The sequence below is a fragment of the Lysinibacillus phoenicis genome (genome assembly GCF_047238325.1).
Classification (GTDB): domain Bacteria; phylum Bacillota; class Bacilli; order Bacillales_A; family Planococcaceae; genus Lysinibacillus; species Lysinibacillus irui.
In genome coordinates this window covers 3,785,243-3,805,036 of record NZ_JBDFMP010000002.1, presented here as the reverse complement: position 1 = coordinate 3,805,036, position 19,794 = coordinate 3,785,243, and the positions used below count along the sequence as shown (strand labels likewise).

Here is a 19,794-nt window from a genome sequence, read left to right as displayed (position 1 = left end):
GTGAAAGTTTGTAGCTTTCACTCAGGCAACAAGGAAGTAAGTTTTATTTCACACCTTTTTCCATCGCTTTCCAAGCTAATGTCGCACATTTAATACGTGCAGGAAATTGTGATACACCTTGCAGTGCTTCAACATCCTCAAGGTCATATTTATCGCTGTACTCTTCGCCCATCATCATTTTAGAAAAAATATCGGAAAGCTCTACTGCTTCCTCTACTTTCTTCCCTTTGATAAGCTGTGTCATCATCGATGCAGAGGACATAGATATTGAACAGCCTTCACCGTCAAATTTCGCATCCTCTACAACACCGTCTGTCACTTTCAATGTTAAGTGAATACGGTCGCCACAAGTTGGATTGTTCATATCAATCGTTACAGCATCCTCTTCTAAAGATCCTTTATTACGAGGATTTTTATAGTGATCCATGATAACTGAACGATATAGTTGATCTAAATTATTAAAAGACATCGCCAAAATACTCCTTCGCAGAACGTAACCCTGCGACTAAACGGTCAATATCCTCCTCTGTATTGTACAGATAGAAGCTTGCTCGTGCTGTCGCTACTTGCTGAAGACATTTCATTAGTGGCTGTGCACAATGATGTCCTGCACGAACAGCAATACCGTTCATGTCAAGCACCGTTGCCACATCATGTGGATGTACATCATCTAAGTTAAATGTCACAAGTCCACAACGCTTCATTGGGTCACGTGGGCCGAAAATTTTTAAACCGTCGATTGTTTCAAGCTGATCCATTGCATAGCCCGCAAGCTTATGCTCATGCTCCGCAATTTTATCTAGCCCAATATCAGTTAAGAAATCAATAGCGGCACCTAAACCTATTGCACCTGCAATAATAGGCGTTCCACCTTCAAATTTCCACGGTAATTCCTTCCACGTTGACTCATAAAGCCCAACAAAGTCAATCATTTCGCCACCAAACTCAATTGGCTCCATTTTTTCAAGGTGTTCCTTTTTACCATATAGTACACCTATTCCTGTTGGACCGCACATTTTATGCCCAGAGAAACCTAAGAAATCGACATCCAAATCTTGCACATCAATTTTCATATGTGGGGCAGCTTGAGCACCATCGGCAACCATAACCGCTCCATTAGCATGTGCAATTTGAGCGATTTCTTTAATGGGATTAATTGTTCCAAGTACGTTTGAGGCCATTGATACCGAAACGATTTTTGTGTTAGGCGTAATCGTCGCACGTACTTTTTCCAGACTAATCGTGCCATCTGCTTCTAGCTCAATATATTTCAATGTCGCATTTTTCTCTTTAGCTAGCTGTTGCCAAGGAATAATATTGGAGTGATGCTCCATTTGCGTAATGACAATTTCATCACCCTCGGCAACATTTGCACGTCCATAACTTGATGCTACTGTATTTAAAGCTGTTGTTGTACCACGTGTGAAAATAATTTCCTGTGTTGATTGAGCATTTATAAACTTTCGAACCTTTTCACGTGCACCCTCATATTTATCTGTAGCACGGTTTCCTAATGTATGCACACCACGATGTACATTAGAATTATCAAATTCATAATAAGCCTTAATGGCCTCAATCACTTGAACAGGTTTTTGAGACGTCGCTGCACTATCAAGATAAACAAGTCTATGCCCATTTACATCTTGATTCAAAATTGGGAAATAGCTTTTAATGTCTTTATTCATCATTAGCGAACTTTCCTTTCAATAACCTCCGTCAGTTGCTTTTGAACGCCTTCGATTGGTAATTGCGTAACAACTGGCGCAAGGAATCCATGGATAACAAGGCGCTCTGCTTCTGCTTTCGAGATACCACGGCTCATTAAATAGTAAAGCTGTAATGGATCTACTCGACCAACAGACGCTGCGTGTCCTGCTGTTACATCATCTTCATCAATTAAGAGAATTGGGTTTGCATCCCCACGAGCTTTTTCTGATAGCATTAATACACGTGATTCTTGCTGTGCATCAGCTTTTGTCGCACCATGCTCGATATAGCCAATACCGTTAAAGATAGATTGTGCTGCATCCTTCATGACACCATGCTTTAGGATATGCCCGTTAGAGTTTTTACCCCAATGACGAACCTCTGTAGTGAAGTTAAGTTTTTGTTCTCCACGACCAACCACTACTGTTTTAGTATCTGCATGAGAACCGTCACCAATTAAATGCGTAATGTTTTCAGAAATCGTGTCTGAGTCATTCATTAAACCAAGAGCCCAGTCAACTTTAGCATCACGGGCTAAACGTGCACGACGATTTACGTATGTTGTATAGCCTTTTGCAAGGACATCTACCGCACCGTATGTTACTTGAGCATTATCTTGGACTACAACTTCCGCAATAATATTCGCTTGGCCTTTTGCCTCTTCCACTGTAGAAATATATGTTTCCACATATGTTACAGCAGAGTTTGCTTCTGCTACTACTAACACGTGGTTGTATAGTGAAGCTTCTGCATTATCGTTTAAGAAAACAACTTGAAGTGGTTGTTCAATAACTACATTTTTTGGTACGTATACAAACACACCACCATTAACAAGTGCAGTATGAAGTGCTGTTAACTTATGCTCATCCACTTTAACTGCTTCAGTCATAAAGTATTTTTGTACAAGCTCACCATGTTCACGAACTGCTGTAAAGATATCGGTAAAAATAACACCTTTATCTGCAAGCTCTTGTGATGTCTTAATGTAAGCTGGTGTATTATTACGTTGAATATATAGGTTTTCCTGTGCTTCAAGGTCAATTAAACCTTTTGCTTCTTCAGGTAAAGCGTCCAATGAAGGGAATGCCTCACTATGAACTGTAAATGTTGGGAAGTTCATGAAATCCCATTTTGTAATATTAGTTCTATCTGGTTTTGGCAAATCTAAACCAGTTACTTTGTCTAGTGCTGCCGCGCGAAGCTCTGTAAACCAAGTTGGTTCACCGTTTGCTTCTGAGAACGAGCGCACGTCCTGTACTGTTACAGGCAAGTTAAGTTCCACTGTCATGCTAGTTCGTCCTCCCTCTTATGCTTCTTGTTCTTCTGTTTCTTCTTCGATACCTAATTCTTTTTTAATCCAGTCATAACCTTCTGCTTCTAAACGTTGTGCAAGTTCTGCACCACCAGATTTAACAACACGTCCTTGCATCATTACGTGTACATGGTCTGGAGTAATGTAGTTTAATAGACGTTGATAGTGCGTAATCATTAAGCAGCCAAAGCCTTCACCGCGCATTGCGTTGATACCCTTTGATACTACTTTAAGTGCATCGATATCAAGACCAGAGTCGATTTCGTCTAAAATAGCAAATGTTGGTTTAATCATCATTAATTGAAGAATCTCATTACGTTTTTTCTCACCGCCAGAGAAACCTTCATTTAAATAGCGTTGAGCCATATCTTCATTCATTTCTAGGAATTCCATATTTTTATCTAATTCACGGATAAATTTCATTAATGAAATTTCATCGCCTTCTTCACGACGTGCATTAATGGCTGAACGTAAGAAGTCAGCATTTGTTACACCTGCAATTTCAGATGGATATTGCATAGCTAGGAATAATCCCGCTTGAGCACGCTCGTCCACTTCCATTTCAAGTACATTTTCACCATCAAGCTCAACAGTACCTGAAGTTACTTCATATTTAGGATGACCCATAATAGCAGAAGCTAGTGTTGATTTACCAGTTCCGTTTGGTCCCATGATTGCGTGAATTTCATTTGTATTAATTGTAAGATTTACGCCTTTTAAAATCTCTTTCCCGTCGATAGCAACGTGAAGATCTTTAATTACTAAAGTTGACATGAAAATACCTCCATAGTGTTCAGTGAATGGGTCAACCATTCCTTAATTATCATCATTCTAATCTTAACTGAAAATCGTTCTCTATGCAAACCATTTCAATTACTTTCCTACTTCTTAAATAAAATCTTGAAAAATAAAGGCTTTGTAAGCATTTTCAGATTATTACTACTTGAACTAGATAATGAGAATGGACTTTCTTCATTTTCAATAAAATATCCCTAAATGAGAATCGATTTCATCTAGCTACATAGTGAAAACCTCTTGGAAAGTGCTAATTGTAGCGGTTTTGTGACAAATATGCATAAACAACATATCTATACTATAACCTATTTCATTAAAATGGAATCAATAAAAGAAGAAATTTATATGATGTTTCTTTGAGACTTTACTATCCCAAACTATCCTACGAGATAGCATGCTACTTTAACTTTTATTTTGTCGTTACCAATCACTTTTCATCTTAAATAATATATAATTAAGGTAAAATCAATCTTATAATTAGATTAATAGAGGTGAATTATTAGTGGAGTTACGTCAATTACGCTATTTTGTAGAAGTTGCTGAACGTGAGCATATTTCAGAAGCCGCCGAGCATCTCCATGTAGCCCAATCTGCCATTAGTCGGCAAATCGCCAATCTTGAAGATGAGTTAGGTACTCCATTATTCGAGCGTGTTGGACGAAATGTTAAATTAACCCCTATAGGGAAGACGTTTCTAGAACATACCATAACAGCATTAAAGGCTATTGATTTTGCTGCCAAACAGGTGGAAGAATATCTTGATCCTGCTAAAGGCTCGATTAAAATTGGATTTCCAACAAGTTTGGCAAGCTATGTCCTTCCTACCGTTATATCAGCCTTTAAACGAGAATTTCCTGATTTACAATTCCAACTGCGACAAGGATCTTACCGATTTTTGATTGATGCTGTCAAAAATAGAGAATTAAATCTAGCCTTTCTGGGTCCTCTTCCCCCAAAGGACGAATCGATTCAATCCACAATCCTGTTTACTGAAAATATTGCTGCTCTTTTACCGGCCAATCACCCATTAGCTAAAAGAGAGAGTATCCAGCTTGCAGAGTTAAGAAATGATCTATTTGTATTATTTCCCGATGGCTATATTTTACATAAAGTCGCGATGGACGCTTGTCGAGCTGCTGGCTTCTTGCCAAATGTAATTTCTGAAGGGGAAGATTTAGATGCACTAAAAGGATTAGTGGCTGCTGGCATAGGTGTTAGCCTATTACCTGAAAGCTCCCTTTATGATTCTGCCGCTCGATTTACTGTCAAGGTTCCGATTGAATCTCCCACAATACCTAGAACAGTTGGTATTATCTCCCCTGTTAATCGAGAAATCGCACCATCAGAAGTCATATTTTTAGATTTTGTGAAAAACTTCTTTTCCCGCCTTTCCCAATTCCAATAAAAAAATCGCCTTTTGGGCGATTTTTTTATTATTCTGTTGATTGCTCAGCAATCCATTCTATTGTTTTCTCTCCTAAGCCTCCTGCACGCCATAATACAACGTCATGATAGCTTTTCTTCTGTACGTAAGTAACCCATTTTTCTAGCGTTTCTTGATCAGCATACCAAACTTCATGGCTGACATTATTGTCATCTACATATGAAAAATAAATGGCTCCACTTGCTTGATCACGCTGCTTAGCTGCTTTTCTATCGGCTAGTAATTGTTCGGCCTCAAGCTCTGTTAAAGCGACTGTTTTGCCCTGAGCTACCCAATCGAAACCTCCAGTGGCAAAGGCGATAGCTAAATCTTGATTAGACTTCTTTATTTTTGTTACTAAATCATCTAGAAAAGAAAAAGTAGCTTTAGCACCTGGCCCACTGTGATAACCATGAACATTATAGGCCATTACTGTATAGTGAGGTCCATCTGGCAATTTCACATCAAAAGGAAAGCGTGGTTCGAGTACAACATGCAATGTAACATCCTTTTTGGAAAGCTCTTGGTAAAGCTCTTCTAAAAATAGGATATAGTTTTGAAGGTCATCTTTAGCCACCTTTTCATAATCAATCTCAATGCCATTTACTTGATATTGTTCCACAACCCGCAAAATATTTCCAATATGCTTTTGCCTTGCTGAGGAATCCTGCAATAATCTATGCAAAAGCGTGCTATCCTTTTGAACAGATGGGGCATTCTCTGTTACATAATCATTGATGAGTGTTAGGATCACATGATGGGAATCATTAAATTGCTGCTTGGTCTTTTGCAACATATCTACGGCATTTTCTGTTAACAATAGTTCATCCTTGCTATTAAAATATGCGCCAAAAACACGTATATCTTGTAATCCAAGTTGAGAATTTTCCACATCTTTCATGGCGGATTTATTTTGCCATTCTGGTAACCAAATAGATAATCGGAGCTTCTCCTTATCGTTAAATTCTTCCTTTGCTTTAGCTGGCTGTTCTTTACTATTACTACAAGCTGTAATAAATAGTAGCGCAATACAAATAAATAACATAATGTTCTTCACTTGACTCTAATTTCACCCCGATTTAGAAGGTCTCGATAAAGAAATCAACGACATGATTAAATAACGCAGTGGATTTATACTTAACCTTCTCGAAATTCGTATATTGGTTCGTAAAAATAGTTTGATCGTTTTTATCTGTAATCAAAATATCTTCAATTAATGTATCGTAAATATCATCTGCATACTGTTCATGTGAAGTGTTCTTATTACTGTATAACGCACCAAATCCAATCTGTGCCCCTTGTAATTTCGGATTTATTTGAACGGTCTCGGATAATACATTATCTACATCTATTTCTATTTTATCCTTATTTATAGCAATGTTAAATACTCTTTTTTCCGTTAGGTTTCTTGGGTACTCTTCTTCATCTATACGTGACCCTTTTTGCGTATCATGGTAAGTGTAAACTGTTGCTTTATTAAATGCGTATTCTTCTTCATTCCACTTAATTTCATTTAATGGAAAGCGTTCTTTTTCGACAATTCCCCCGCCTGGTAATTTTTCACTTATTACAATTTCATTATCGACTAGTGCAATTCGTAAATAACTATTTGTTTTTTCATCATAATTTACATAGAAAGCTTGTTGGCCAACCACATTCCCTTTAAACGCAAAATTCACATTATATTGATCTGGCAGTTGCTCCTTTAGAAGAATTCTGCCTTCACTTGATGGAGCTGAAGTTAAGGTGATCTCATTATTTTCATATTCTGCCGCACCATTTATCACTTCCCAGTGTTGAGCTACTTCCTGATCTCCTATTTTAAATTGTACGTTTTGTCTACTGGCCTGTCTGATCTTCATCATCACATGATTGGTTGACCAATATGGCGATACTTGTAATCGGCTTAAATTATAAAGATCTGCCTCTTTATCATTGTAGGCCCCTAATTCTCGATTAAAATGCATACGAAACTTGTCCTTAATTTCTTTGTTATTGACACTTTCCACGAGAGGATCCATATTGTTATAAAGTGAGTTTGCATGCATAATTGCGTAGGCTTTAGGGACTTCCCCCAGCTCTTCATGATAGATATCCTGCATTAAATTGTAGTCCTTCTTAATTCGAGCCTCCATCTCTTGTCGAGTTTCACTTGGTATCATATATTGATTACGAATAAAATCCATTAAATAGTGATTATAGTATTCTATTGTTGTTTTATTCGGTACGTTGTTTTCATCGATGACGCCTAAGGACTGTCCTTTATCATTAAAAATATTAATATAAGTTAACCTATATCCATTGGAGCCCATTTCCCAATAACCACTTTTTTCCATCAATTTTAAATCTTTAGGCTTTAAAAATTTATTATCGGTTGTATCCATTTTATTGGCATACGTAAACATCGTTGCCTTATAATTTAATTTTTCCATAATATTTTGAGCAAAAATACTAGAATCTGTACGACCATCTTCAAATGATAGATACAAAGCTTTTTCCGGCAATGGTTTATCATGCTGATAGAAGTCTAAAATATCCTTTTGAGTAATAGTTTGATACCCTTGTTTTTCTAACAAAGTTAATTGTTCTTCTAAATTCTTTTTAGACACATATTTAGGTGATTCATTTCTACTGACGCCAAAATAGGAAAGGGCAATAAAACCCTCTTTATTATTTAATGGAACTGTTTCAGCTCCTCTTTTCTCTGTTAGAAAAACAGCTTTAATTAAAATGACAGCTAACAATACTACTATAATTAATTGAGCGATCGAACGAATGATTTTCCGACGATTTTTTTTAGCTGGCTGAAGCTCTACACTTTTTCCGTTCATTCCTTCTCACCCTTTTTTCTAATTTTCAACATCGAAAATCGGGATTTTCGTAATTTTTGCTTTTCCATTTTCTTTTCCTTCGCTAGAACATCCTGTGGTGTTTCCCTTGTCCCCCATGTAGATTTCCAAAAAGTCACCCAAGCAACTGGCATCTGCCATAGCAAAATAAATTCATAATAAAGGACAAAGATAAAACCAAATCCCCATAGTTTACTTTTTCTAAAGAATAGATGAGCCAAACTCATTAGCATGGCCATTAATAGTAAACCTATTAAAAACGTTGTAGGAAAAATACCATACATGACTGGTACATAAATTAAGTTATAAACAACGACAATCGGTGCTGCAATCGGCACAATTAAACCGATAATGAAGAAAAGGAACATAAACGGTTCTTTTTTCCACATAAATAAAAATGCGCGCAATGATTCTCGAAGCCAAGAACGTTTCCATCTCATTTGCTGGGATAGAAAAACTTTTGTGTCAGATGGAACAATTGTCGAACAAATGGCATTGTCCTGATAGCCTGTTCGATGTGTTTTTAAAATATAGTTCGTCATACTACGGTCATCACCAAAAGTTGCTGGCTGACCAAGAAATTTTTGATTAAGCCAAGCTGTTTCATTTTTTAAAATTAGCTCTTTTCGGTAACAGGCTAGTGGTCCTGATAAGCAAGTAACCGTATCAAACCATGATTCAGCTGCTTTCATGATACGGAAGGCAATATAATAACGAACCGTTTGTAATTTAGTTAGCGCATTCGTAAATTTATTTTCAACCTCTGTTCGACCAGCCACACCGCCCATTTTAGGATCTTGAAAAGGTTGTACTAAATTGCGGATTGCATGTGGCTCTAAAAAACTATCTGAATCCACAAAAACAACTAAATCATGCTTTGCTTGATGAACACCCGCAACTAACGCTTCCCTTTTCCCACCATTTTGCGGAAGCTTATAAAACTTTAATCGATCATTCGTCTTAAATCTTTCACCCTCCTGATGAATAAGGTTAATCATGTCGTTTGCCTTTTCCTCTGTACGATCCGTTGAACAATCATCAACAACGATTACTTCTAATTTATCCACTGGGTAATATTGATTGATACAACTAGAAATCGTGCGGTGAATCCACTCTTCCTCATTAAAGACTGGGATAATAATGGAGACACCTGGTTCAAACTTCGGATTGATCGGTACACTTTTATAAAAAATACCAAATAAATATCTACTTAATAGAAATGTTGCTGCAATAATACTATAAAGATATAAAAATTTATTAAACCTAAAGTAAATCACACTTTCTGCTCTCATTAACATGACAATAAGCGATACGACCAATAAAAATAAACTGGCCATAAAAATAGAAATGCCCCAACGTTTTTTTGTCATATATTCGTTTAAAGGCTGTAAAAATTCACAGGCAGCATAATAACGTAGTTCTCCATCCACTTCTTTTGTAAAATAACGGACAACCTTAGCCTTTAACTTCACTTTAGCTTCATAGCCCTCAGGCATTGCACCACCCGGTATAGTGAAATTCATTGTTAAAATTTCATCTATTAAAAATTGATGAGGTTGATTAGAGTAAACGAGGATACCCGTTACCGAAATATCCTCTGCATAAAGTTTTTCTACGCTCACTTGGCGTTTTACCCTTTTAATATGAACCTCAAAATGAGTTTCGTAGCGTAAACTCAATTGTTGAAGTCGATAAATTTCATTCACATCTGTCGGATCAATTTCCTCTTTCTGATAGGATGCTCCACGACGATTCACAAGGCTCCTTACATTTTCGGGATCGGGAATATTTGAAAGAATCCTACGGTCAGAGCGTGGTATCGTTAAGATCTCTTTTTTTGTTTTCATTGTTCATTCACATCCCTATTTGAATCTTCTTCAATCCAAGTTGACATTTTGCTAAAGCTATAACCATCTTCTAGAAGTTTTTCAATGATGAGTGGAAGTGCTTCTACCGTGTTTGTCCCATCTAGGATATGCATAACAATGACCTTTCCGGGCGCAACTCTAGAAATCACCCGGTCGTAAATATCTTGTGCTGAGTAATCTAAATTCCAATCAAAAGAAGCGATATCATACATAGCAATCGTTTTGATTCCCGCAGCAGTAATGATTTTAGCTGTTCGTTCATCCATGATTCCTTGAGCTGGTCGGAAATAAAGAAGTGGCGGCTCTTGTAATGCATAGGTTAATGCCTGATGTGCCTTCACTAAATCCGCTTGTAAGTCTTCTGGTGTCATCTTTGTAACATCTAAATGGTAATAGGAGTGGCTTGCTACCTCATGTCCTTCCTCTACAATCATCTTCGCTAATTGCGGATTCTTCTCTACTCCACTTCCTATTAGGAAAAAAGTGCTTTTGATATTATATTTACGTAATACATCCAACACTTCTTTTACTCTTTTTTCATGTGCCCAATCATCAAAAGTGATAGCTATTTCCTTTTTGGTTGTCTCTTTTCGATAATATAAATTTGGCTGGACTTGCTCATAATTTAAATTGGGACTGACAGCATCATATCCAGCAATCTCTTCCACTGACTTTGTTAAATAACGTTCATCTAATAGATCACTTAAGGTAGTAATAGTATACTCGCGTTCTTTAGCTAATTGAGCTAATAATGGTATAGCATCAATAATGGCAGGATTAATGTATGTGTTGAGATGAATAATAGAGCCCCTATCAATATATTTACTGATATAATTAATCAGCTCCTGAGCACTTTGCATTTTTCTATCAAGTGGGTTAATAGATAATCCAATAACAGCTTTCATATCAAGCGCCTTAGCTGCTAAGCGCATATTATCGGTAACATCGCCTGAACGACTACGAACAAATTTTGGTGTATAGCCTAAATGCTCTTCAAAAATTTGATTGGTTAACATGATTTCTTCATACGTTTGCTCATAATTCAAAGTCGATACATCTGGAAATGTCAATGTACCGTTTTGCACCTCATGTCCTCTTTTTAAGATATCTTTCACAAGCTCTGGCTCCTGAGCAACACGCATTCCGTCCAGAAAAAAGGTAGCCTTCATATTGGATTCATCTAGTTTCGTTAATAGCAATTTCATTGTGTCGTTATCTGCTAAACCATTAAATGTTAACGATACTTTCGGCACTACAATATTGGCATGACTGATTACATCACTTTTACTTCCATCAGATTTTTTAACCTCTATAGAAGAATCGATGGGATGAATCGTTTCTTGGGTCGCTGTCTGACAGCCCGCTAAGAATAGTATGATGAGCAGACCACATAGTTTTAGTAGTTTCATTTCCTATGAATTCCCCTTATAATTTGTAATAATTTTTATTTTCGAACAAAAAATGGGTATTGCGTGTATCAAAAATTAAAGAAGCTTGTTGATCAATTAAAGAGTAATCAATAGTTGAATGATTCGTTAAAATTAATACTGCATCTGCTTGTTGGATTATTGGTGCTGTTAATGCAACCGTATCGAAATGCGATTGTTCGATAGAGAATGTTTGTATAAAAGGATCAATGATCGTTAATTGGCATTGTTTATCTAGTAGTTGTTGAATAACATGAAGTGCTGGCGATTCACGTGAATCATTTATGTTAGGCTTATAAGTGACACCAATGACAACAATATTGGCTCTATACAGCTCTTTATTTTGAATACGTAAGTAATTACTTAGTCTCTCGACTACAAAGTTGGGCATTGAGTCATTGATTTTATCAGCTGCTTCAATTAACGTTGCAGAGATACCATGTTGTTGCCCAGCCCATAGTAGATATTTGGGATCGACTGGAATACAATGTCCTCCCACTCCTGGCCCTGGTGTAAATGGCATAAAACCATACGGCTTTGTAGAAGCTGCATCAATAACTTCCCAAATATCAATGTTCATCTTATAGCAAATCTGACTTAACTCATTTACAAGGGCTATATTAATTTGGCGAAAAGTATTTTCAAGTAATTTCTCCATTTCAGCCACTCTAGGGCTTGTCACAGTACACACATGTGTATGAAGGACTGTTTCATAAAAAATTTTTGATAATTCTAGGCATGTGGCTGTTATTCCCCCAATGACTTTAGGTGTATTCGACACGGAAAAGGTGCTATTTCCTGGATCAACACGTTCTGGTGAATACGCTAAAAACAAATCTTGACCAATAGCAAAACCATATTTTTGTAAAATAGGCTGGACCATTTCTTCTGTTGTCCCAGGGTAAGTCGTACTTTCAAGAATAACTAGCGCATTCGCTTTAATATTTTGTCCGATAGCATGCGTTGCTTCCTCGATATATGAAATATTAGGTGTCCCATTAGCAGTAGTAGGTGTAGGTACACAAATAATCACAACGTCTACTTGTGAAAGCATAGAAAAATCTTTAGTTGCTTCAAATTGTTTACTTTCGATTGTTTGCTCTATATTTTCTCTCGGTAAATCAGCAATATAACTTTCACCATTTTGCAACTGTCTGATTTTTTCTTGATTCTTATCAAAGCCAATAACCTTAAATCCTTTTTGAGCCATTTCCACAGCAAACGGTAAACCTACATAGCCAAGTCCGATCACTCCAATTGTTGCTTTTTTTGTTTGAATTTTTTTCAATAAAGCTGTACTCAGTGATTTCGTTTCGATTGTCATTAAAATTACTCCTTTAATTAATCTGTTTTTCAATTTTTCGTTATTTTAACCGAGGAAAGTATTCCATAAAGTAATGGTTCAATTCCAGTCATTCTTTGTAAAAAGCCCCCTTCAACATTCAAACTTACATATGTCTCTTTAGTCGAAATAGATCAGTAGGATTACATATCATTCAAAATAAATTTATTAATGTTTATATAGTACTAATTGAAACTGAACAATTTCTAAACAATTACATTCTCGGTATTAAAGACCTATCATTTAAATAAATACACCGTTTTTTCATTATAAAAATATCCATTTACAATACTTTTAAATTAACCATTAACTGTAAAATAAAAATACTTTGTTTAGAAAACTTTTTCTTTCTACAATTCTAAAAATCCCCTTAATCGCCGGTTGTCCACCGACACTTAAGGGGATTGATAAATAATAAAAAACTAAGGGCAGAACAATCTACCCTTAGCTTCTTTAATATGCTTTAAATAATTTTTGTAAAATATAATAGGATTGTTTTAAGCGCTCTTCATATTTTGGTACTTGCCAAGTTTCCCATGTATAAGCAGACAGTGGTGGTAAAACACCATTAGTAGCTGCTGGCATAGATTGAACAACGTTGTTCTCTTTATCTACAAATAAAGCACCAATATAAATATTGTCTACTTTAACGGAAGCCTGATTACCATCTTTATAGAGGTCACCTATAAACTCACGTTGACTTGGATCTTTGGCTTGAATCAATAACCAAGGGATGCGAAGTTCTATAACATTATCTTCAGCCCAAGTATAATCAACTAGAGAATCATAGTCTTTCGCTTCTGGATTAGCATTTCCTTGATGTAATTTTCCTGTTTCATAAATACTAAAATCAGTCGTTCTATTTTGCTCAGGTAAAAATAGTTGTTTATTTAACACATAGTAAATAGGGGCGAACTTTCCACTATTTTTCATAGCATTAGCCATTCGAGGAGCAACTAAATTTAAACGGTGGCCATATAAATAATCATAAAAATCGTAGTATTCATCAATAACAACCCGAGAATCACCATTTTTATTGAGCTCAACTATAAAATCAATACCATTTGAAAACGTCATATTTTTTATAGATGTAGCAGACGTATTTCCTTGATCTGGTACAACATCTAATAAAATGCGAGGGGAGGTATGGGCTAACTCCTCACTTTTTAATTTAATGTACAAATAGCGCTCGTCATAGTCTACTGCAAAATCTGTTGGATTGTTTGGTGTAGTATCATATAGCTGTTTACCCATCCATTCCGTTGTCTCGCCATCTACTTTTACCTTCATTCTATCAAAGCTTAATAAACCAAACTGTTGCTCATTTGTTTGGGCATTGGACCAAAATGGTCGACGATTCGGATCATCATAATCCATCGTATTCCACGTTCGTTTAAACCACTCATCTTGCCATGTAAAAACAAGTCCTCCCATGAGCCCTTCATGCATAATATCCTCAAATAAATGTTGAAGTGTTTCTCCCTGTGCTTGTTCTGACATTTGCCCCTGATTCCAACCATATACATTATCATGTGTTTTACCACGTGATGCAGGGATACCAAATTCCGCAATAAGAACTGGCATATTATGAGCTTCATGGAGCTCTTTTAAATAACCTGCATAGCTATTTTTGTTCCCTCGGAAATCGACATAATTTAAATAATCTTTATCAAAATTAAAGAAGTCAGGGTAGTAAGGATACACATGATAGGAAGCAAATTGTCCCGGTGCAGTCATCTCTCCTTTTGTATAAATAACATTTGGATTGACCCCTACTAAATCTTCATCCTCAGATGGCTCTGACGGATGTTCAAGAATGTCAGTTGTGACCCAGTTCGTGAAACTCATTGGACGTAGCCAGTTATATTTTTCCTTTTCATAAACTGACACAAGATCCATTTGTTCTGCTAGCCAATGCTCAAATGGAGAGGCATCCTTTGTTTCAAAAAAAGTACCGTTGTATTGACCAATATTTGCATGTTTTTCATTCGTTCCAACAACCATATGTGGATACCATTCAATTCCTAATACCCATCCTATAACATATTTTGATACGTCTACATCATACAAGCCAGATGCATGTCCTGGTTGAGGCTCCACATAGATATTTCCATGAATGACATCTACCATTCGTTTCATTTCTAATTGAAAATCTTCTAACGTATCTTTATCATAGGCGTCCAATGAATTTGATAAGCCCTCTTCATTAATCCAAACTCCATGTAAAACATATAGTGGATTTTTTGGATGTTCTTCATTATATTTAGCAAGTGCTCTATAAAAGCCGGGTGGATGTAATGTATAGACTCGTATCGTATTAGCATTCATGTCTGCTATTTGTTTAAACCATCGATAATATTCCTCTTCAGTAATTGCTGCTTCTCCAGGAAAGGCACCAGGTTTCCCCATTCCGATATTGACACCCTTAAATACGATTGGTTCCCATTTGCCGTCTCTTCGCACTTCAAAAGATTGTCCCTGAATCCGTGCATTATAGTTTAATTTCTCATGATTCACAGTATCCTGAACCTCTTTGTGCTCAAATGAATCAAATATTTTATGCATTACCGGGATGTAAATGGACCAATAAAACGAACTGTCTGCATACTTCTCAGCATATTTATAGATTGTTGGTAACCCTTTTATCTTATAAATATTTGGTACCCTTGCGATATCATTAAAATCTCCCGCAAAATAATAACTAGATGTGTAGCGCTTATCTTGACCTACAATTGCTGCAAATTGTTCTGGAATACCATTAGCCTTTAACAGCTCTGTTCCCTTTTTCGTTAAATCCCATTTATAATTTGCAAGAGCATCTTCAGCATATTTAGGTGTAATAATATCAAACCAATAATCGTATTGCGCCCTTGCAGATGAATGAAAGAATTTTTTACCATTTTCAGTAAACTGCACTTGAATACCTGCAGATTTAACATGCTTGTCCAATTCAAGTACAAGTAGTTCTTCTGTTATTTCATTAAATAGTAAAAATCCTCCACCCTTATATGACCAACTATCGCCATGTTCATCGATAACCCATTGCGGTATTTCTAAATTTTTATGATAATCAAGCTCATCGAAATAACGCCCGATCCAGCCAGACCATGTGATTCCTAAATAATCCTGTAATTCTTTACGAACTTCCTCTGATGTTGGTGAAGCAAACGTGTTATACTCAGCAATTAACATGCTCTTCTTTTTGCTGGCTAAGCGTTCGACGATTGCCTGCCATTCTTTCTGTTCAAGTCCTCCAACAATTTTTTCAGAACGTTCACCTAAACGTTTTGTTTGTTGCAAATCATCTTTATAAACTCCGTACGTATCTGCCAAATAAATAACATCATAGTCACTATAATCATTTGGCAACTTCTTTTCTATAACACTTTTAGTTTCATCATTTGGAGCTGTTCCATAGTAATCGCGTTCTACGTCATAAGGTTCATTATTTAATCTATATTTATAATGGTTTAAAAACCAATTCACCCCTAAGTGCTCTCGGTAAGACTCATTCGGAACCGTTTTATCTATAACGGCTACATTTAGCTGTTTCTCATCTTCCAAGTACCACCATGCAATAGGGATTATTATAAGGACTAGTACGACCATAACCCCTATATAGATTCGTTTCATACACTTTTCTCCTTTTCAGCAATGCCGACACGTTTCATATTACCCCAGTCACTTTTTCTTAAGACAAAACGAACTAATCCCTCACAGCGCCAGAATAATGTTAGTGGGCGATACCAAAAAATTTCTGTAAACGCTAAAAGAATCATACGTAACAACTCTCGTTTTTTTGGATACGTATTCATACTCCACGATTCAAACAATACTGCCGCTATTGAAAAAATAACACCATAAATAACGAATAGTAGTAGCAGCATGAGCGCAACTTCATAATAAATTTTCCCTACGAAAAAGGCTATGACGATATAAATATATCCACCTAACTCCACAATAGGCCCTAGACATTCTACTAGCCAAAAATACGGGAACGAAAGAAATCCAATCATGCCATATCTAGGATTCAAGGTCATTTTTTTGTGCTTCCATAGACTTTCAAATAACCCTTGATGCCACCTTCTTCGTTGATTGCGCAGTACCCCTAATGTTTGAGGTGCTTCCGTCCAGCAAACTGGGTCGGGTACAAATTCAATACGTTTATTTTCTTTTTTTTCTTTTATAAGTCGATGAATATTCACTACAAGTTCCATATCTTCGCCAATAATATTGGTTGAATATCCACCTGCTTCAACAGCCCATTTTTTAGAGAAAACACTAAATGCTCCTGAAATAATAAGGACTAAATTGAATTTACTTAAGGCTATTCTCCCCATTAAAAATGCCCGCAAGTATTCGATTACTTGCATGATTACTAAGTAATTACTAGGTAATTGAGTCTCATAAATAGAGCCAAACTGCATCTTTGCGCCATTTGCAATACGAATATTACCACCTGCCGCAATGACCTCACCATCAGATAAAATGATAGGCTTCATCACCCGCAGCAAGGATTTTTCATCTAAAATGGAATCCCCATCAATGGAGCAAAAATACGGATATTGAGAGACATTAATACCCACATTTAGCGCATCAGCCTTACCACCATTTTCTTTATCAACTAAAATACAATTTTTATAGATTTCAGATTCATATATTTGCTTAATATCTTTTGTAGGGATGTTAGTTCGGACAATTTTGTTGATTGGCTTCATTTGAAAATGTTCGATGACCGTTTGAAGGGTTTGATCTGTAGACCCGTCGTTAATAATGATAATTTCAGTTTGAGGATAACGTAAATTCAATAATGAATAAACTGTATCTACAACCCCTACTTCTTCATTGTAAGCAGGAACAAGTAACGACACGGGTTTTGAATAAAAAGCATCTATATGTGCATCATCATACTCTGATAGATCGAGACGATAGCGTTTTCTTAAATCCAGCATAGCAATGATGAACATTGTACAATATGAAACGATAACGAACAGCATATAAAATAAAATAATGCCCCCAAAAAACATCATGCAATAGTCAATTATTTTCATTTACTTCCCCTCTTTTCTCGCTGCAATTTCCTGGGCCATTTCAATTGCATATTGGTCATTTGAGGATTCAATGAATTGCTGTAATTTAGCTATACCATGTCGATCTTCTACAATCGTTTTTGCCGCTTGAGAACGTACCCACCAATTCTCATCTTGAAGAAGTTGCTCTAAATAACTATAAGTGTAAGTAAGCGGTACATGCTTGAAAATTTTGGCAACCATTAACCTTGCTTCCCACATTTCTGAAGTCACAAAAGGGATAAAGGGATCCATCTCATCAATAATACCTATTTCATAAAGACCTTTTAATGCTCTGATGTTTATTTCCGTCGTATTATGGTCTAATAATTTTTTTAACTCCTCCAAATACTCCATCTTTCTTTTTACAGCAGCAGTATCAATAACAGCAAATTGCATATTAGCTGGCAAGCTATTAAAATCATGGAAAAATTGAATAAATACATTATCATCTAATAATACAAACAGTCTTCTATATTCACTTTCAGCGTAATTTACATTGGAATTTTTTATTTTCTCCATAAATAAATCTGGTTGGAAAAGGGAGTATATTTTTAATAACTGGAAATGTTCTTCATCTGTAATGTTATTTTTTTCGAATTCTTGGCACTTCGTTAGCAATTGATCTATTTGTAAGTCTGCAATTCGATAGAGGGCATTCATTCGAATACTCCATCGTCTACTTGATAAATCTTTTTCGTAGAATGCTTTTAAATATTGATTGGAGAATTGTTTAATTTTTAGTTCCAACTGTTCATTCCTTATATTCTTTAAATAGGATGAAAAAATTCTTTCAATAGCTTCAACTTGCGCCCTTCCTCTAGGTACCAATACGATACTAAATAGTGCGTTATTGAATAAGTAATCATACCAAAGTTGAGAATAATTTTGTAAATAACGGTCACGAACTTTTTCAAAATAGCTTTCACGCTGTCGCTGAACAAGTAAATACAGTAAAAAGATAAAGAGCACAACTAGTAAGAAGGAAATTATTGCGAAAAGCGTAGAAATAGTCAGCTTAATCATAGCCAAAACCTCGCAAAAGTTCTTTTAATTTTGGCTTCGAGCAAACGTAAATTAAATGGTTTGACAATATATTCATCAACACCGCCTTCATAAGCATTAAGCGCTGCCCCTTCAGAATTGCGTTCTGACATCATATAAATAATAAATTTCTTTTCATTTGGCATATGTCGTAAGATATGCAATATTTCTAAGCCATTTTTTAGAGGTAAAATATCATTCATAAGAATTAGATGCATATGCCCTGATTTATAATCATCCGATTGTAAAAAGCTATAACCATCCTCATAAGCCTTTACATCCAGAGTAAAATGAGGGATATCAATTTGGTTTAGCGTTGACTCTAATACTTGTCTAAAAATAGCGTTCTGTTCAATAATACTAACTTTCACTAATTCCGTTGGTTGCTCACTATAATCTTTTACTTCTGCTATACTCCACGTTAATTGCTCATCCTCTGATAGCATTTGTTTATTTTTATTTAACAACTCTTCAAAGATAACGTTATTATTTCTTATTTCTGTTATAGAGGCCTTTAATGCAATATGTTGAAACTTCCGTTCTGCTTTTAGGATGGCAAATATTCGTTTTAAAAATGCTTTAGCTTCTACATCACTACTTTGTAAAAAAAAGATACCCCAATGATTTCCATCGGATAATTGAAAAAGCAAATCTGTCTTACGTATTTTCGATTGTAAAAATGAGGTAACTTGATCATTCGTGGTTTCATTTGGTTGTGTAGAATTAGCTCTTTTTAAAAAGACTGCTGTTATTGTAAGGCGTGATCTAATAACACTTTCCCGCCATATTTCAAAGTAGCGTTCTACTTCATGTTCTTGCATGATATCATGGGCGAATTTTATATCATTCATTAGAATCACTCCCTATTTGTTTTTCTATATTATTATTTTCTATCATTTATTTAATAAATTAACAACAGTATTATAGTAAAAAATATAACTAGACAATATCTGAACAT

General features: G+C 35.8%; 14 protein-coding genes. 1 reads left to right on the top strand and 13 read right to left on the bottom strand.

Annotation, left to right across the window (positions count from 1 at the left end; translation table 11 throughout):
• Positions 1 to 43 precede the first annotated feature (43 nt).
• Genes sufU through sufC form a run of 4 tightly spaced genes read right to left on the bottom strand, consistent with a single transcriptional unit; the run spans position 44 to position 3,793 of the window.
• The gene (gene sufU / locus ABC382_RS20455) at positions 44 to 469 is read right to left on the bottom strand and encodes a Fe-S cluster assembly sulfur transfer protein SufU (protein WP_274794267.1); all 426 of its coding nucleotides are present in this window, start codon (positions 467 to 469) and stop codon (positions 44 to 46) included.
• Positions 459 to 1,688, bottom strand: a complete 1,230-nt coding sequence (locus ABC382_RS20450; RefSeq protein WP_274794268.1) for a cysteine desulfurase — start codon at positions 1,686 to 1,688, stop codon at positions 459 to 461. The genes sufU and ABC382_RS20450 overlap by 11 nt, the downstream gene beginning before the upstream one ends.
• Positions 1,688 to 2,995 (bottom strand): Fe-S cluster assembly protein SufD, encoded by a 1,308-nt coding sequence (sufD, locus tag ABC382_RS20445; RefSeq protein ID WP_274794269.1) that lies wholly within the window; start codon positions 2,993 to 2,995, stop codon positions 1,688 to 1,690. The genes ABC382_RS20450 and sufD overlap by 1 nt, the downstream gene beginning before the upstream one ends.
• Before the next feature lie 18 nt (positions 2,996 to 3,013).
• Positions 3,014 to 3,793: a Fe-S cluster assembly ATPase SufC gene (sufC, locus tag ABC382_RS20440; RefSeq protein ID WP_396631737.1), complete on the bottom strand. Its 780-nt coding sequence runs from the start codon at positions 3,791 to 3,793 to the stop codon at positions 3,014 to 3,016.
• Between the two features lie 523 nt (positions 3,794 to 4,316).
• On the opposite strand from sufC, the gene gltC reads away from it, so the two are divergent.
• Positions 4,317 to 5,219, top strand: coding sequence for a glutamate biosynthesis transcriptional regulator GltC (gltC, locus tag ABC382_RS20435; protein ID WP_274794270.1), 903 nt, complete (start codon positions 4,317 to 4,319; stop codon positions 5,217 to 5,219).
• Positions 5,220 to 5,247: 28 nt separating this feature from the next.
• Here the strand turns inward: gltC and ABC382_RS20430 are convergent, their stop codons facing one another.
• The 9 genes from ABC382_RS20430 to ABC382_RS20390 all read right to left on the bottom strand — a co-directional run bounded on the left by ABC382_RS20430 (position 5,248) and on the right by ABC382_RS20390 (position 19,687).
• The gene (locus ABC382_RS20430) at positions 5,248 to 6,294 is read right to left on the bottom strand and encodes a glycosyl hydrolase family 18 protein (protein ID WP_322611042.1); all 1,047 of its coding nucleotides are present in this window, start codon (positions 6,292 to 6,294) and stop codon (positions 5,248 to 5,250) included.
• A gap of 22 nt (positions 6,295 to 6,316) precedes the next feature.
• A complete protein-coding gene (locus ABC382_RS20425) occupies positions 6,317 to 8,068 on the bottom strand; it encodes a polysaccharide deacetylase family protein (RefSeq protein ID WP_322611043.1) in 1,752 nt (583 codons plus the stop codon).
• Positions 8,065 to 9,933: a glycosyltransferase family 2 protein gene (locus tag ABC382_RS20420; RefSeq protein WP_322611044.1), complete on the bottom strand. Its 1,869-nt coding sequence runs from the start codon at positions 9,931 to 9,933 to the stop codon at positions 8,065 to 8,067. Before ABC382_RS20420 ends, ABC382_RS20425 begins: the two co-directional genes overlap by 4 nt.
• Positions 9,930 to 11,363, bottom strand: a complete 1,434-nt coding sequence (locus ABC382_RS20415) for a polysaccharide deacetylase family protein (RefSeq protein WP_322611045.1) — start codon at positions 11,361 to 11,363, stop codon at positions 9,930 to 9,932. Before ABC382_RS20415 ends, ABC382_RS20420 begins: the two co-directional genes overlap by 4 nt.
• A gap of 16 nt (positions 11,364 to 11,379) precedes the next feature.
• Entirely contained in the window at positions 11,380 to 12,705 is a 1,326-nt protein-coding gene (locus ABC382_RS20410) for a nucleotide sugar dehydrogenase (protein ID WP_322611046.1), read from the bottom strand.
• Positions 12,706 to 13,176: 471 nt separating this feature from the next.
• Entirely contained in the window at positions 13,177 to 16,356 is a 3,180-nt protein-coding gene (locus ABC382_RS20405) for a hypothetical protein (protein WP_412927066.1), read from the bottom strand.
• A complete protein-coding gene (locus ABC382_RS20400) occupies positions 16,353 to 17,774 on the bottom strand; it encodes a glycosyltransferase family 2 protein (protein ID WP_322611048.1) in 1,422 nt (473 codons plus the stop codon). The genes ABC382_RS20405 and ABC382_RS20400 overlap by 4 nt, the downstream gene beginning before the upstream one ends.
• On the bottom strand, positions 17,775 to 18,818 hold the full coding sequence (locus tag ABC382_RS20395) for a HEAT repeat domain-containing protein (RefSeq protein ID WP_322611049.1): 1,044 nt from the start codon (positions 18,816 to 18,818) through the stop codon (positions 17,775 to 17,777).
• Positions 18,815 to 19,687 (bottom strand): response regulator, encoded by an 873-nt coding sequence (locus ABC382_RS20390; protein ID WP_322611050.1) that lies wholly within the window; start codon positions 19,685 to 19,687, stop codon positions 18,815 to 18,817. The genes ABC382_RS20395 and ABC382_RS20390 overlap by 4 nt, the downstream gene beginning before the upstream one ends.
• Between the last annotated feature and the right edge of the window lie 107 nt (positions 19,688 to 19,794).